The organism is Rufibacter aurantiacus (assembly GCF_017916345.1).
In the GTDB taxonomy this organism is placed as follows: domain Bacteria; phylum Bacteroidota; class Bacteroidia; order Cytophagales; family Hymenobacteraceae; genus Nibribacter; species Nibribacter roseolus.
Genome location: NZ_JAFMSV010000005.1, coordinates 93,411 through 109,532 on the forward strand (window position 1 = coordinate 93,411; position 16,122 = coordinate 109,532).

The following is a 16,122-nucleotide window of genomic DNA, read 5'->3' on the forward strand; positions in this document are numbered from 1 at the left end:
AAGTTTTCCTTCTTACTTGCTAAAAGGTGGGTATCTGCCTTCAAGTTTAGAAAAATCTCCGCAATTGACCATCAATCAAATTTTCAAAGCTTTAAAGTTAAATTTTTGTAAAATTTTCATATAATTACAAGAAAATGGTTCAATAAATGGGGAAAGCGCAATTATTGGAGGAAGAAGCTGAGCTTTGGGATAGGATGAGGGCAGGTGATGAGAACGCTTTTTCACAAATATTTGCTCGCTTTTCAGATACCCTTTATCACTATGGTTGTCGCCTGCACCCCGATGCGGAACTAGTGAAAGATTGTTTGCAGGATCTTTTTGTGACTATCTGGAACCGGCGTCATATGCTTGGGCCCACTACTTCCATCAAGTACTATCTTTTGCGCTCGGTAAGAAGGCAAATAGCCCTTAAGGTAAAAGAAGGAGGCGTGATGGTGGCTGAAGACATGCAGGCGTTTGCCAAAAACGAGAAGGAATATTCTTCAGAAGATAACCTGATACAGGTAGAGGATGAAAACCTCTTACGGCAGCATCTGGAAAAAGCCATGGCGAACCTCTCAGAGCGGCAGCGGGAAGCTATTTACCTCCGTTTTTATCAGAATATGGAATTTTCTGACATTGCCACTCTACTGGACATCACCCCGAGGGCAGTGTACAAGTTGATTTACAGGGCAATAGACGTTCTACAGCAGAGTTTTTACACTTCCACTCCTTCTGCTTCTTCCACTAACTTATTGCAGGTACCCAACACAAAGCTTCAATTTGATGTTCTCGTTAGTTTTGTGGCGCTAAGCGGGGCAAAATTCTTCCTGTAAGAGAAGGCTTTGGGGGGTAACTTTCCCTCTATTCTGTATTTACCTTAACCTTTCCTTATTTATTAGGACAGCTGCAATATTGCTACTATGTTAATAAGTGTGCATATTTTGGAGGCATTGTCTATGCGTAGGAGGTGAATTTCGAAATATTTTAAGAAATCTGTAAAATTTTTCCATTCTGGTGGGTCACTTCAAAGAGGAATCTCCTTTAGCTATTTAGAACTATTCACCAGTCAAACTAGATGGAGGAGAATTACCAGACGCTGCACGATTTTGTATTAGACCCAAGCTTTTGCGACTGGGTTTTAGGGCGAGATGGAGACGCTGCAGCTTACTGGCAAACCTACCTCAAAGCTAATCCTGACAAGTCAAAACTCATAGAGCAAGCTAAGACGTTGGTCTTTGCCATGGGGCAAAATACAGGTTCTGATTGGGCTGCCTCAGAGAAAGCCGAGGTTTGGACTCAGATCCAGAGCCGGATCACTGCTCAACCAGAATTCAGCCATGACAACACAGAAGGGACAGTGCATCGCCTTCGTCCTGCGGCCTGGAGGGTTGCTTCCAGAGTAGCGGCAAGCCTTACGGCACTGGTAGTGCTTAGTATTGCCTTGTACTACCTGATGCAGCGTGGACAAGGGGAGACCATCCGCTATGCCACCCAATACGGTGAGGTGAAAAGTGTTTTGTTGCCAGATGGTTCAGAAGTGACCTTGAATGCCAATTCATCTTTAAGTTTTAAGAAGTCTTGGTATGCTGAATCTACGCGGGAAGTAACTCTTAAAGGAGAGGCTTTCTTTAAAGTCACCCACCAGCAAAACGACCAAAAATTCAAAGTAAAGCTAGCCGATACGGTTTTCATTGAGGTGCTTGGAACCCAGTTTACCGCCACCAAACGACCGCATGACACCAAAGTTGTTTTGAATGAAGGGAAGGTAGAATTCTCTGTGGCCAAGAAAGGCTTGCTGGGCTTTTTCCAGGAGACAGTAGCGCAGGAGACGCTTAGCCCGGGTGAAGCAGTGGCGTTTGCTGCCCAAAAAACTGGAGAAGGGAAGCTGGTGAAAAGTACCGTCCAGCACCCGGAGATTTACAATGCTTTCCAGTACAATAAACTCATGTTTGCCGATGCCCCGTTAACGGATGTAGCCCGTGTGTTAGAGGATGTATATGGATTTAAGGTAACCTTTTCTAATCGTGAACTCATGAGCAGACGCTATACAGGTTCCGTTCCCCTTGACAAAGTTGAGGTCCTCTTTGTGGCCCTTGAGAAATTATTCCACCTGAAGATTTCCCAACAAGGCAATCAACTGGACTTTAGTTGAAACCCTTCCGGTCTTAGGGCCAAATACCAATTGAATTGATCCTTCCCTATAACTATACCTAAACTTTATGGCCATATGGTAAAACCTTTTAGCAAGCAAAAAATGCTCACTCCCTTACTACTATGTGTAGCGATGCAGGTGTCTGCACAAGCAATGACAACCGCATTACGGTCTACTCCCAGAAGCTATGCGGGAACGGAGCAAAAGACAATCTCCCTATCCAAGGTGATAAAAGAGTTAGGCGACCATTATAAGGTAAACCTCAATTATGACAGTGAGCTCCTGTCTAGAATCAAAACCGAGGCCGGGGCTCTGAAACCCATGAGCGGCAATTTGATCCAAGACATGGAAAGAATCCTGAAGCCTTATAACCTGAGCGCGGAAAAAGTGGGGGCCAATACATTCGTCATCATTCCTGCATCTGGCCCAAATGTGCGTCCTAAAACAACCCTTCTTGAAAGCAACAAGGTGAAGGCAGACATCACCGTTACCGGCGAAGTAAAAGATGCACAGGGAAATGGCTTGCCCGGGGTGACCGTGGTGGTGAAAGGTGTGGCGGGCATTGGCGTTACCACCGATGTAGAAGGAAGGTATTCCCTAAAGTTGCCAAGCGGACTGGAAAGCGGGGTACTTGTCTTCTCTTACATTGGGTTCAAAACGCAGGAAGTAGCAATAAGCAATAGAACCTCCATTAATGTAACCCTTCAGGAAGATGATCAGGCCCTTGGGGAAGTAGTGGTGGTTGGGTATGGAACGCAGCAGCGCACCAGTGTGGTAGGGGCAGTGGATCAGGTGACCTCAGCTGTGATTGAAGGGAAGCCCGCCATGACGGCAACGCAGGCTTTGCAAGGGGCTTCTCCCAACCTCATCATCCAACAGACCAGTTATGAGCCCGGTCAGTCCCCAAGTATAAATATCCGGGGCATCAGCACCTTGGGAAACAACAGTCCGTTGGTGGTGATTGACGGGATAGTAGGAGGAGATATCAACCTGTTAAATCCGAATGACATTGAAAGCGTTTCTGTTCTGAAGGATGCAGGGAGTGCCGCCATTTATGGTTCAAGAGCGGCTAACGGGGTCATCCTAATTACCACCAAGAAGGGGAAAAAGAATACCCGCCCAACGGTGACATACAATGCCTTGGTGGGCATCCAAGAGCCCAAAGTTTTATACAAGCCGGTAAAAGGATATGAGAACGCCATCCTTAGAAGCCAGGCAACCGTAAACGCCGGGTTGCCACCCATCTACGGACCAGAAGACATCAGAAGATTCCAGGAGCAGGGTGACAATGAATGGTTTCTGAATACGATCCTGCAGAATGCTGTTCAGCAGAACCATAACCTGAGCTTGTCCGGCGGAAGCGAAACTTCCACCTTTCTTATCTCAGCAGGAGTGGCAGACCAGCGAAGCAACCTGATAGGACCAAATTATGGGCATTCAAGGTACAACTACCGCCTCAACCTGACCAGTGACTACGGGAAGTTGAAATTGACCAGCATACTGGCGTATACCCGCAGTCAGATCAAAGACCATTCCTCCTCCACGCAAACGCTTATTGTAGATGCCGGAAGGGTGCCTACCTATTATCAGCTGAAAGATGAGCAAGGCCGCTATCTTACCAATGATGTCCTCTCTGAATTTAACCCTTTGGGCGTTTTGGAGAAAGGAGGCTACCGGAAGTACAACAACGATAATATTTTCGGGAACATCAACGCGGAGTTTGAAGTAACCAAATCGTTTAAACTGAGAGGGGTATTTGGCGGAAGCTTGGTTTCCAACCATCAGTTTGCCAGAACCATGCAGGTAGACTACTTCCCTAATGGAACTTCCGGCGCCAACCGTAATACCAATGATGAGAACAGTAAAAATCTTTCGCTTAATACCCAGCTTTTAGCCGAGTTCAACAAAACGTTCTCGCAAGACCATGCCACCAATGTGTTAGTGGGTATTTCAAATGAATCTTACACCAGTCAAAGCAACGGCCTATTCAAAACCTATACTGATCCAGAATTGGGCACCCCTGTGTCTGGAACCATAGTAAGCACAGATTCCTATAATACAAACCAAAGAACAGTTGAAACGAGCCTGAACTCCCTGTTTGGGAGAGCCTCTTACGCTTTCAGGGACAAGTACTACGGGGAGGTCAGCTTCAGAGTAGACGGATCGTCCAAGTTCAACAGGAACAACAGGTGGGGCTTTTTCCCTTCCATTTCCGCCGGTTATCGGATCAGTGAGGAGAGTTTCCTGACTGGCTATCGGGACAATATTGGTGATTTGAAATTGAGGGCTTCTTATGGGGTTTTGGGTAACCAGAGCGTGGGAGATTATCAGTACCTGACCACTTACTTTACTTACCAAAATGCCTATGGCTTTAACAATGCCGGCGTAGGCGGCACAGGCTTTGCGTTTGCCAACCCAGACATCAGGTGGGAGAAGGCTGCTACTTTCAATGCGGGCATAGATGCAAGTTTCCTGAACAACGCGTTAACCCTGTCACTGGATTACTTCAATAAAATCACCAGTGACATTCTTATCCCGCCAAGCGTGCCAGGAGTTTATGGAGCCTCTCTTCCAACTTATAATGCCGGTAAGGTGGAAAATAAAGGTTGGGAGATCAACCTGAACTACCGGATTTCCCATGGCAGCTTTGACCACTCTTTTTCCTTCAATCTTGGGGACTCTAAGAACAAGGTGCTCTATTTTGAAGGGAAAGAGCGCTTAACCGGGGCAGATGAGATGCAGGTGATTCTAAGAGAAGGGTTGCCTTATAACTCCTATGTGGGGCTGAAACGAGACGGCTATTTTCAGAACCTTGATGAAATTGAAAGAGGTCCCAAGCCCGCAGGACTTAACCTGTCACCAGGCGACAACCGATATGTTGACGTGAATGGAGACAACATCATAGATGATAATGACAAGTTTGTTCTTGGGAACCCTTTTCCCCGCTACACCTTTGGAGCTACCTATAACCTGAAGTTCAAAGGATTTGATCTGAACGTTTTCTTCCAGGGGGTGGGGCAGCGGAGCACCTTCCTGAGAGGTGAGTTAGTGGAGCCCTTCCACTTTAATTATTCTCAGGTGATGTACCAGCACCAGCTTGATTTTTGGACTCCTCAGAACCCAGGCGCCCGGTACCCGCGGCTTTCTGCCAGTGGAAGTCAATCAACTGAGAATAACTTCCGGAGGGGCTCAGATATGTACCTCTATGACGCCTCTTATGTGAGACTGAAGAACCTGCAGATTGGCTATACCCTGCCAACCTCGCTTATTGGTAAAATAGGAATGAAGTCTATGCGGGCTTATTTCTCCGGGCAGAATCTTTACACGCTCTCCAAGTTGAAATTCATAGATCCTGAAATCACCGAATTCAACAACAACCTCAGTAATTCTGGGGCAAACAGTGGAAGAGCCTATCCTACGCCTGTCTACTATGGTTTTGGTCTAGATGTCACCTTCTAATTAAACAGCCACATGCATAAATTTTCCAAATTCATCTTTTGCCTACTAGGGGTTGTAACCATCTCTTTTACGGCCTGCAACGACTTAGATCTGGTACCGGAGGATCGGTTCACGGATGCCAACTACTGGACTACTACCGAGAAGGCCAACAGTGTCCTGAACTCTGCCTATTCCCAGATGTACCGCAGTGACTACTTCTTCTACAATGAAGGCATGTCAGACAATGCATATAATGGGAGAGGAGACCAAAACGGGGTGGCTTCCCTGGCGGCGGGTACCTATGACGCTTCCCTTGGCAGAATACGGGAAGAGTGGAATTTCCATTATGCCGGGATTAAGACCTGCCATATCTTTTTAGAGAATGTAGACAGGGTGGAGAACATGGATGCCACACTAAAAGAAAGAATGAAAGCAGAGGCACGGTTCATCAGGGCTTTTCATTACTTCCAATTGTTAACCTGGTATGGAGACGTGCCCTTTTTCGACCACGATATATCAGTGGAAGAAGCCAAGACAATCTCCAGAACCCCACGGGCCCAGGTGTTGGAATTTGTGTTGAATGAATTAACGCAGATTGCCGAGGCATTACCCATTAATACCGCCTATGCCGCGGCAGACAGGGGCAGAATCACCAAAGGCGCCGCCATAGCTTTAAAAGCCAGAGCCTTGTTGTATGAAGGCCGGTGGCAGGACGTGGTGACCACCTGCGAAACGCTGCTCAACAACAGCAATGGTACTTACAGTCTTTTCCCGTCTTACGAGGGAGTCTTTCTGCCTCAGAACGAGAACAACAGTGAAGTTATCCTGGATATCCAGTTTGTACCGGAAGTACGGGCCCATAACCATTACTTTGATATTGCCCCTTTGGCCGTGGGTGCCCGGCTCAATGCCCTTGCACCCACGCAGGAACTTGTAGACAGCTATTTGACGGAAAACGGAAGAAGAATTCAGGAAACCGGGTCAGAGTATGACGAATCAGATCCTTATGATAATCGTGATCCTCGTTTCGCTTCTACTATTGTGTATCATGGCTATGAATGGAAAAGGGCAAACGGCACCACTGAAACCATATACACCCAACCAGGATCTGATCCGGATGCCTCTGCCGTGGACGAATACAAACCAGGGGGAGTGAGCTCGCCTACCGGGTATTACTTCAGAAAATACTATGACCCTACCTCTTCGGTGAACTTCCTGTCTGGGCTTAACCTCATTTTGATCCGGTACGCAGACGTCTTGTTGATGTATGCAGAAGCCAAGAACGAGCTAGGGCAAATGAATGAAACCGTTTGGAACCAGACCATCAGAGCCCTCCGGGCCCGCGCAGGTTTCACTGATCCAGCAGCCTTAAACTATCCAGCGGTGGCCCAGGATGAATTGAGAACCATCATCAGAAACGAGCGCCGGATAGAGTTGGCGTTTGAAGGACTTCGGATTTTTGATATCCGCAGGTGGAGAATAGGGGGGCAGGTTTTGAACGGTTGGGCCCATGGTGCAAAGTTCGGTCCTTCTTCTGTTGACAATGGTTACATCAGAGTCAACCAAAGAACCTTTGACGAAAGCAGACACTACCTGTGGCCGATTCCCCGCGACGAAAGGGCGCTTAATCCAAATCTTACCCAAAACCCTAACTGGTAATTGTTTCTCCATTTTAACCCTCTATCCATCTCTATATGAAAAATTCACTTTTCCTTCATTTCCTTTCCTGGGCGGCAGCATTGTTGTTTTTAACAAGCTGTGAGGATGATAAAGAACTGGACCATACCCAGGTAACCGAGGTGAGCAACCTGTTCACGCCTGAAAACAACACCTTCATAAAATTGGAGCCAGCCTCCGGTAGCGCTGTGTTTGAATGGGCCCAGGCAAAGGCAGAAGACAACGGAATCGTCTTCTATGAAGTGGTCTTCGACAAAGAGGCCGGAGACTTCTCTGACCCTATCTACAGCATCAAGTCTGATGGCAACGGGATTGGCAACACCCTTACCATGAGCTATTCCAGCCTGAACCAAATCGCTAAAATGGCCGGCATTGCCTCCCAAAGCAAAGGGAAAATCAAATGGACCGTTTTCTCCTCAAAAGGAATAAATGTGAAGAAATCCACGGTTTTCCACTTGCTGGAGCTGGAACGTCCTGCCGGTTTCGCGGAGATTCCTTCTGCCTTGTACATCACGGGTTCTGCCTCTGAGGGCGGCGAAACCCTTAGTGAAGCTATTCCTTTCAAACAGACGCAATCTGGGGTTTTTGAGATTTATACCTCGCTGAAGGCTGGTATCTACAAGTTCGCCTCGGGCAATTCCGGAACCCCAATCACCTATTCCATCAACAATGGCAGAATGGTAGAAGGCGGCACCACCACGGTTACCGGAGATACCAAAGTGTACCGAATCAGATTGAACCTGAACAACGCCTCTGCTGAGTTTACCGAAATCAAGTCCTTAGGTCTATGGTTCTCCGCGGACAATAAGATCTGGTATGACCTGCCCTATGCCGGCAAAGGCACCTGGGAAATCAAGAACGCTCCCGTGGAATTCAAGCAGGAAGGCTGGGGACGCGATGAGCGCTATAAGTTCAGGTTTACGGTAGTGAATGCTGCCGGCGAAGAATCCCAGGAGTGGTATGGCAGCCAGAACAGTGACAATAGCCGGCCTAACAGCAATACCGCTCTTTCTTACTGGTATATGTTCCCGGTGAACAGTTCCCAGTATGATTACTCCTTCAAATTCAATGAGAGCGCTGACCGCAAGAACGCTGATATCAAAGTGGATTTCAGTGCGACGGCAGATCAGTACACCCATTCTGTTACCGTGAAATAAATCCTGGTTCTTCCCCAGCCCTAGCACTGTGATCAGTAAAAGGGTTGGGGAAGTCCCTTACGTTTTAAGCCTCTTTTTATGAAAACAATACATTTTCAACGCATCCTGTGCATTGGCTTGATGGCCGTGTTAGGGGTTTTCAGCTCCTGTGAAGAGGAGCCCTTCCCGCTGTATGACCGTGACTCTGAAGTGGTGGTGCACGACTGGGCAGCCACCGCAGACTCTCTGCAGGATAAAACCTACAGTACTTTCCTCTCCGCAGATGGCAAATATTTCATTCAGAACAATACCGGCAACACCAGTTTCAACTATTGGTGGAATGCCCATGGCCTGGATGCATTGGTAGATGCTTACCAAAGGACCAAGGAAGCGGTCTATGTGCAGCGCATGAAATCCCTGCTGAACGGCATCAAAGACAAAAACAAGGGCGCCCTGCCCAATGAGTTCTATGATGACATGGAGTGGCTCGCCCTCTCCAGCCTTCGAGCCTACGATGCCACCAAAGATCCCGCTTTTCTGGAGGCAACCACTTTGCTGTGGCAAGACATTAAAACCGGCTTGAATGCGAACCAGGGTGGCGGTATTGCCTGGAAGAAAACCCAGCTAGATTACAAGAACACCCCCGCCAACGCCCCGGCCATCATTTTGGCCTCAAGGCTTTACCAACTGCAGAAGAAACAGGAAGACCTTGACCTGGCCAAGAACCTCTACACCTGGCTGAAGGCTACCTTGGTGGACCCGTCTACCGGAACTGTTTGGGACGGAATCAACAGAACCGGAAATGGGGAAATTGACAAGAACTGGATTTTCACTTACAACCAGGGCGTGTTCATTGGGGCTGCGGAAGAGCTGTTCAAAGCCACCGGTGACCAAGCCTACCTAACGGATGCTATCCGGACGGCGAACACCACCATCAACAGCACCGAGCTTGCCCCTGGCGGTTTGTTGAGAAACGAAAACCAGGGAGACGGTGGCCTTTTCAAAGGAATCCTGGTGCGGTACCTGGCCCGGTTGATTGAACAGCCTAATGTGCCGCAAGTGGAAAAGGCGAAATACATCAACTTTCTGAAATACAACGCCGAAACGCTTTATGCCAAAGGCATCCGGAGGCCCGCCCTTATGGTCAGCCCCGATTGGAAAAACATGCCCGGTGAATCCACTGATTTTTCAACCCAGCTTTCCGGGCTCATGCTCCTGGAGGCCATGGCGAGGTTGGATGAATTGAACCTCCTTGACTAAAAGGGGCTGAGCTGGCACCGTAAGTTCAGAAGCTGCCCAAAAGCCAGAGAACCGGTAACCGTTTTCCAGATTTACATTTCAGAATTTTCTTTAGCGTACAACCAAAATGAATAGAAGAACCTTTATTCAAAATTCGGCTTTGGTGGGAGCCGGCGTGCTTTTCAACCCCCAGTTTATTTTTGCCGCGGCAGACTTTCCGGTAGTCCGGGTACCTGCGGCGAAGCGTAATTTCCAAAGTAAGTCAGTTGACCAGGCCATTGCTGAATTCGCGAAGAATGTCAAAGACAAAGAACTTAGCTGGCTGTTCCAGAATTGTTTCCCCAGCACCCTAGATACTACCGTAGCGCACAAAATAGAAGCCGGCAAACCAGACACCTATGTCATCACCGGAGACATAGATGCCATGTGGTTGCGTGACAGCTCGGCGCAGGTGTGGCCCTATCTGCAGTTTGCAAACAAAGACGAAAAGTTAAAGCAACTGATTGCGGGCGTCATCAACCGCCAAACAAGGTGTATTCTGAAAGACCCTTACGCCAACGCGTTCTACGGCGATGATGCCAAAGTAGGGGAATGGAAGACAGACCACACCGACATGAAGCCTGGCGTACACGAGCGTAAGTGGGAGATAGATTCGCTGTGTTACCCCATCAGACTGGCCTACCATTACTGGAAAACCACCAACGACACCAAACCCTTCGGCACCGAGTGGCAGCAGGCGGTGAAAACAACGCTCAAGACCTTTAAAGAGCAGCAGCGCAAGGTAGACCTGGGTCCTTACAAGTTCCAGCGCACAACCCAGTTTGCCACTGACACGCTGTCCATGGCCGGGTATGGAAACCCTGTGAACCCAGTAGGTTTGATATGCTCCTCCTTTAGGCCCAGTGATGATGCCACGGTATACTCCTTTCTGGTACCGTCTAACTTTTTCGCCGTTGTGAGTTTACGGCAGGCCGCCGAGATGATGGACAAAATCGCCAAGGATCAAAAGACAGCTAATGACATGACTGCTTTGGCAAAAGAAGTGGAAGCTGCCTTGAAGGACCATGCCATCATTGACCATCCAAAACACGGCAAGCTCTATGCGTTTGAAGTGGACGGGTTCGGGAACCACTACCTGATGGACGATGCCAACGTGCCTAGTCTTCTGTCCTTGCCGTACCTGGGGGCCATCAGCGTTTCTGACCCCATTTATCAAAATACCCGCAAATTCGTCTTGTCTCCTAGCAACCCGTTTTTCTACAAAGGCAAAGCAGGAGAAGGAGTAGGAGGGCCCCACGTGGGCAAAGACATGATTTGGCCCATGGCCATTATCATGCGGGGACTCACCAGCACCAGCCAGGAGGAGATCAAGGCGTGTATCAACATGCTGAAGAACACGCACGGGGGAACTGGTTTCATGCACGAGAGCTTCCACAAAGACGACCCTAAAAAATTCAGCCGTTCCTGGTTTGCCTGGGCCAACACCCTGTTTGGGGAGTTGCTCTGGAAAACCTATCAGGAAACGCCCAAGCTCCTGGCTTAAAGCTGGGTTTTACCAGGTGAGGATTGCAGGAAGAGCCCCCTAACTTCCTGCTTTCCGAACCTTTTTTCTCCTGATGTGAGACATGTCACATGGCATTTCTGCACAAGAGCGTCTTGCTCTTCCATTCCTCCAGTGCCTGTATTTTGAATTTGGCTTACCGTTGACCAGTTGGACGGCTCCTTCCCTTTGAGTTAAACCAGCATTTTGCAAAAGCCATAAACTATTAACCATTCCCCCTGATGAATACCTTGAAAAGTGCTTTGATCTTGTTGGTGGCTATCTTCATCTGCTCTTGTGCTAAAACGATAAAGCCAAGCGCTGAGAAGAAGGATACTACTAAATCAACCGAGAAAGGCTACACCCAGTACGTAAACACCTTTATCGGCACGGCTCCTTTGCAGGACCCGAAAATAATTGGCTACAATCCTCCTGAGGGCTGGCGCGTTTGGGCCGGACTGGTATACCCGGGAAGTTCCCTTCCCAATGCCATGGTGCAGTTAAGCCCTATCACTGAGTATGGCTCCGGGGCGGGGTATGAGTATGAAGACACCCTTATCCACGCCTTCACGCACACGAACAAAGGCCATTGGAACCTCTGCAACATACCCGTGCTGCCCGTCACCGGAAGCACCCAGGGCAAAGATGCGTTTTACTCCAGGTACTCCCATGAACAGGAAAAGGCCGCCCCGGGTTTTTACGGCGTTTTTCTGAAAGACTACCAAATCCAGGCAAACCTGACTTCCACGCTTAGGGCTGGCTTTCACCAATACACCTATCCCTCAAGCAAAGACCGCAGCATTGTGTTTGACCTGGCCAAAGCCAATAACCCCGTCAGAAAGTGGAGCATCCAGCAGGTAGGCAACAATGCCGTGCAGGGTCACCAGGATGTAGGGGAAAAGATATACTTCTACGCCACCCTCAGTACAGAACTGAGCAGCCTGGAGAAAAGAGGCGAGGACACCAAAAACGGGGTAGCTATTTTGCACCTGAATGATGGAGGCAATGCTACCATTGACATGCGCATCGGGCTTTCTTTTGTGAGCGTGGAAAACGCCAAACAGAACCTGGAAAGCGAGATAGGAAACAAAACGTTCGCAACCATCAGAAATGAGGCGAATACCACCTGGGAGAACCTGCTCTCAAAAATCCAGGTGAAAGGAGGCACAGCCAAACAGAAACAACTTTTCTATACGTCCTTGTACCGGTCTTTTCTCTGGCCTGCCCTACGCAGTGACACCAATAAAGAATACACAGACGCAAAAGGAAACAAAACGAAAGCAGATTTCAACTACTACACCGAACCATCCCTTTGGGACACGTACCGGAATAACCTCATTTTACTGGGCATTGTTTCGCCTGAGGTAACCGTAGACGTGATCAAGTCGCTCAAAGACGTGGGTGATAAAACCGGCTTCATTCCTACCTTTTTCCACGGAGACCATGCCGCCCCTTTTATCGCCGGATCTTATGCCAGAGGCTTAGACGGTTTTGATGTGAAAGCCACCTATAACCTGCTCCTGCGAAACGCCAACGTAGAAGGCGGCGCGCGGCCTTACATCACAGAGTACATCCAGAAAGGCTTTATCTCTGATCCCGATGTGACCAACCCCCACGTGGAGACCAAAGCCAAGGCCGGGGTTTCCAAAACCCTGGAATATGCCTATGATGATTATTCCCTGGCCCAACTGGCCAAAGCCCTAGGCGACACAGTTAATTACAGAGTGCTCATGAAACGGTCCCAGAACTACCGCAACATGTTCGATACCAAAACCAGGTTCATGCGGGGCCGGTTGGCCAACGGTGACTGGATCAAGAATTTCAATCCGCAGTATCCGTACTACGAGTACATGTACCGCGAGGCGAATGCCTGGCAAGTCTCTTTCTTCGCCCTGCACGACATGAAAGGACTGATAAGCTTGTACGGCGGCCCTAAACCCTTTGAGGCAAAGCTGGATTCCCTGTTCACCCTGCCCTGGAACCCCAACCACATCGCCAGAAACGTGGAAAGCATGATTGGGCAGTACTGCCACGGAAACCAACCCGACCACGAGGCGCCGTTTTCCTACTACTTTATAAATAAACCCGAAAAATCACAGCAGATGATTGACCGCATCATGAACGACCTCTACGGCATAGGAGAAGACGGATTGGCGCTCTGCGGCATGGACGACTCCGGCGAGATGTCCTCCTGGTATGTCTTCAATGCCCTGGGCCTGTACCCGTTCTCGCCCGTCGATGATGAGTACCTGGTCACCGTGCCCATCTTTGATGAGGTACGCTGGAAACTGCCCAATGGCAAAGAGGTTATGATCAAGAAGTCAGGGAAAGACCGTGCCTTGAAAACCATTCTGGTGAATGACAAAGCCCAGAAAGGGTATTTCGTTTCCCATGACCTGTTCCGGAATGGCGGCAACTTAGGCGTAGTTACAGGCAATTGATCCTAAGCCTCAAAATTTCAAAATGATGCCCGTCACCTGAAGGTGTTTTAGGCTTGTTTTCCGGAAACCGGGCAAAAAACACCTAAAAGCAATATGTTTCAACTAGTCGTGGAGAAGGTCTTTTATAACCAGATCCTGACTTTAATTCATCATTCTATGATTACTACAACAGTAGTGGGCATTGACGTAGGGGGCTCGCACATCACCGCCGCGTTGGTGAATCTGGAAACGAGTGCCCTGGTAGCGGGGAGTTACGTGCGGAAGGAAATCAACACCCAGGGCAGCGTGGCTGAGATCATCAGCGACTGGTGTGAGGTCATCCGACAGGCCGCCGGCGTCAGCCATTCCTCCCCCGGGAAAATAGGCATTGCCATGCCAGGCCCGTTTGATTACCCCAACGGCGTCTCCCTCATCAAGGGCCAAAACAAATACGATATCCTCTACAAACTGAACGTGAAGGAACTGCTGGCCGAGGGGCTGATGATCCGGCAGGAGGACATTCGGTTCCTCAACGACGCGGAGTGTTTCCTCATGGGAGAGGTGTTCTGCGGCGCAGCTCGGGGCGCCGAAGAGGTGCTGGGGCTCACGTTGGGCACCGGCCTGGGCTCCGCCTGGTGCCACCACGGCAAAGTGGCGGATGCGGATTTGTGGAACTCGCCCTTCAAGGAGGGCATCGCCGAGGATTACCTGTCCACCCGCTGGTTCGTGGGCCGGTTCTTTGAACTCACCGGCCAAGAAGTGAAAGGTGTGAAGGAATTGGTTGCCTTGGCACCGGAAGACCAAACCGTACAGACTGTTTTCGGGGAGTTTGGCCGGAACCTGGCCGATTTCATCGAAACGGCCCTGAAACGCCAGGACGCGGCATTGGTAGTCATCGGGGGCAACATCTCCAAAGCCTATCCGCTGTTCTCCGCAGAGCTGGAGAAGCACCTGCAAAGTGCGGGCCTGTCCATACCAATCCGGGTGGCGGAGTTGGGGGAGGAGTCGGCTCTGATCGGGGCGGCCAGCTCCTGGAAAACTAGTCTGGAGAAGAAAACGGAAGCCGTGAATCCTTTGGGAAAATAAGGTTTACCCTATTGTTGCCAGATAACCCAATTGTACCGTCGGCAACTGTACATAGCACCAAACCAAATTGAAAAAGTATGGCTAACAGGTTCCTGAAAAGCCGGGTAGGAGAACCCTACGGGCAGTTTTTGGGATCTTGCTTTATTTTTGGAAAGCGGCCAAAAGCGGGAGGAGCAGCAGATCTTGTCAGACTTCTTTTATCTAGTTTAAGGTAGGTTCTGAAAGCAAAAAAGCCTTGCAAACTTTCGTTTACAAGGCTTTCTGAGTACCCAGGGCCGGAGTCGAACCGGCACATCCGTGAAGATATTGGTGTTTGAGACCAACGCGTCTACCGATTCCGCCACCTGGGCATTTGCTCCTTTTCGGTAGATTCTGAAAAACTAGGCGTGAAACGCTTTATCTGTCAGAAGAGGATGCAAACTTATTCAATGATTCCTTTATACGCAAGAGGTAGCGCTGCTTTAGGTAGTAATTTTTTACCTCCTTCAGGGCTTCTGCCTGAGCGTCAGGGGGTAAATTTTCATACTTTTCGAGCACGGGCCAGATATGGGCCTTCAGGAAACCCTCAATTTCGTTTGTTTGGTCAGAGACAATCTTGAACTGTACAGAATCATAGTCCATCTCCAGTTCCATGAGTTGCTCGTTCAGCTCCATCACCTCCATCAGGAAATCCTTCGGCAAGTCGTTCTGGCCGCCTTCTTCCAGCAGGCCGTGCTGCTCCAGAATGTACTGCATGCGGCGGTCAAAATTAGAGAGGGTGCGGTAGGCATTGGTGTTGAGGGTAGACTTCTCCAGAATCTCCTGCTGCTTTTCGGGTGATTCCAGAGTGTAGAAATCCGGGTGAAATTCGCGGCTCAGGGCGTAATACTTGGTCTGGATGGCTTTCTCGTCGGGCAGAAAACTTTCCGGTATCTGGTAGAATTGGAAGTAGTTCAAAGTATAAGGTTGGCGCTAGAAGTGAGACAATAGATACAAGACGCAAAAAATAGGGTAGAAGATATACCTGTTTTTGCGTTACACCTGGGCAGGCTTAAAGGAGAAAGCCTGCGCTGGCTCAGAGAACAAGGCTTTGGTAGGTTTCCAGACGCTGCCAAACAACTCAGATTTTCGGTAATTGTTCAGCGCCTCGTCTGAGTCCCAGAGACTGTAGGTGCTGTACACGTGTGGCAAATGGTAGTCCTGCAGCAACTCCACGCTTCTACACCCCGGAAAAGACCCAATCTTTTCTCTGGAAGCCTTGAAGATCTCCAGAAACACCGGCACCTTCTCCTCCACAAACGTCATCCGCACTACTCGTATCAGCATTTTTTATAATTAGGAATTAGGAATTAGGAATTAGGAATTAGGAATTAGGAATTAGGAATTAGGAATTAGGAATTGGTTTTTTCGCTGCTCGCATCGGCCTAAGTACATTATTAGAAATGGGAATACAAGAGGAGTGCATTGGCGCGT

At 49.0% G+C, this 16,122-nt stretch carries 11 protein-coding genes and 1 tRNA gene; 9 read left to right on the plus strand and 3 right to left on the minus strand.

What is annotated here, in order from left to right; all coding sequences use genetic code 11:
* The first annotated feature begins 146 nt into the window (after positions 1-146).
* The 9 genes from J3P34_RS19430 (at position 147) to J3P34_RS19470 (ending at position 14,670) form a co-directional block, all read left to right on the plus strand.
* Positions 147-815: an RNA polymerase sigma factor gene (locus J3P34_RS19430; RefSeq protein ID WP_210490305.1), complete on the plus strand. Its 669-nt coding sequence runs from the start codon at positions 147-149 to the stop codon at positions 813-815.
* A 242-nt stretch (positions 816-1,057) separates the two neighbouring features.
* On the plus strand, positions 1,058-2,134 hold the full coding sequence (locus tag J3P34_RS19435) for a FecR family protein (RefSeq protein WP_210490306.1): 1,077 nt from the start codon (positions 1,058-1,060) through the stop codon (positions 2,132-2,134).
* Between the two features lie 153 nt (positions 2,135-2,287).
* On the plus strand, positions 2,288-5,593 hold the full coding sequence (locus tag J3P34_RS19440; RefSeq protein ID WP_246853811.1) for a SusC/RagA family TonB-linked outer membrane protein: 3,306 nt from the start codon (positions 2,288-2,290) through the stop codon (positions 5,591-5,593).
* A 12-nt stretch (positions 5,594-5,605) separates the two neighbouring features.
* Positions 5,606-7,231 (plus strand): RagB/SusD family nutrient uptake outer membrane protein, encoded by a 1,626-nt coding sequence (locus J3P34_RS19445; protein ID WP_210490308.1) that lies wholly within the window; start codon positions 5,606-5,608, stop codon positions 7,229-7,231.
* A 35-nt stretch (positions 7,232-7,266) separates the two neighbouring features.
* The gene (locus J3P34_RS19450) at positions 7,267-8,406 is read left to right on the plus strand and encodes a SusE domain-containing protein (RefSeq protein ID WP_210490309.1); all 1,140 of its coding nucleotides are present in this window, start codon (positions 7,267-7,269) and stop codon (positions 8,404-8,406) included.
* A gap of 78 nt (positions 8,407-8,484) precedes the next feature.
* Entirely contained in the window at positions 8,485-9,645 is a 1,161-nt protein-coding gene (locus J3P34_RS19455; protein WP_210490310.1) for a glycoside hydrolase family 76 protein, read from the plus strand.
* A 106-nt stretch (positions 9,646-9,751) separates the two neighbouring features.
* Positions 9,752-11,167: a glycoside hydrolase family 125 protein gene (locus J3P34_RS19460; protein WP_210490311.1), complete on the plus strand. Its 1,416-nt coding sequence runs from the start codon at positions 9,752-9,754 to the stop codon at positions 11,165-11,167.
* Positions 11,168-11,406: 239 nt separating this feature from the next.
* Positions 11,407-13,605 (plus strand): GH92 family glycosyl hydrolase, encoded by a 2,199-nt coding sequence (locus tag J3P34_RS19465; RefSeq protein ID WP_210490313.1) that lies wholly within the window; start codon positions 11,407-11,409, stop codon positions 13,603-13,605.
* Between the two features lie 93 nt (positions 13,606-13,698).
* Positions 13,699-14,670, plus strand: coding sequence for an ROK family protein (locus J3P34_RS19470; protein WP_246853812.1), 972 nt, complete (start codon positions 13,699-13,701; stop codon positions 14,668-14,670).
* A gap of 266 nt (positions 14,671-14,936) precedes the next feature.
* Here the strand turns inward: J3P34_RS19470 and J3P34_RS19475 are convergent.
* The 3 genes from J3P34_RS19475 to J3P34_RS19485 form a co-directional block, all read right to left on the minus strand.
* Positions 14,937-15,020 (minus strand) — tRNA-Leu (locus tag J3P34_RS19475).
* 46 nt (positions 15,021-15,066) lie between these two features.
* Positions 15,067-15,606: an iron-sulfur cluster co-chaperone HscB C-terminal domain-containing protein gene (locus J3P34_RS19480; RefSeq protein WP_210464306.1), complete on the minus strand. Its 540-nt coding sequence runs from the start codon at positions 15,604-15,606 to the stop codon at positions 15,067-15,069.
* A gap of 78 nt (positions 15,607-15,684) precedes the next feature.
* Positions 15,685-15,975: a putative quinol monooxygenase gene (locus J3P34_RS19485; protein ID WP_210490314.1), complete on the minus strand. Its 291-nt coding sequence runs from the start codon at positions 15,973-15,975 to the stop codon at positions 15,685-15,687.
* Between the last annotated feature and the right edge of the window lie 147 nt (positions 15,976-16,122).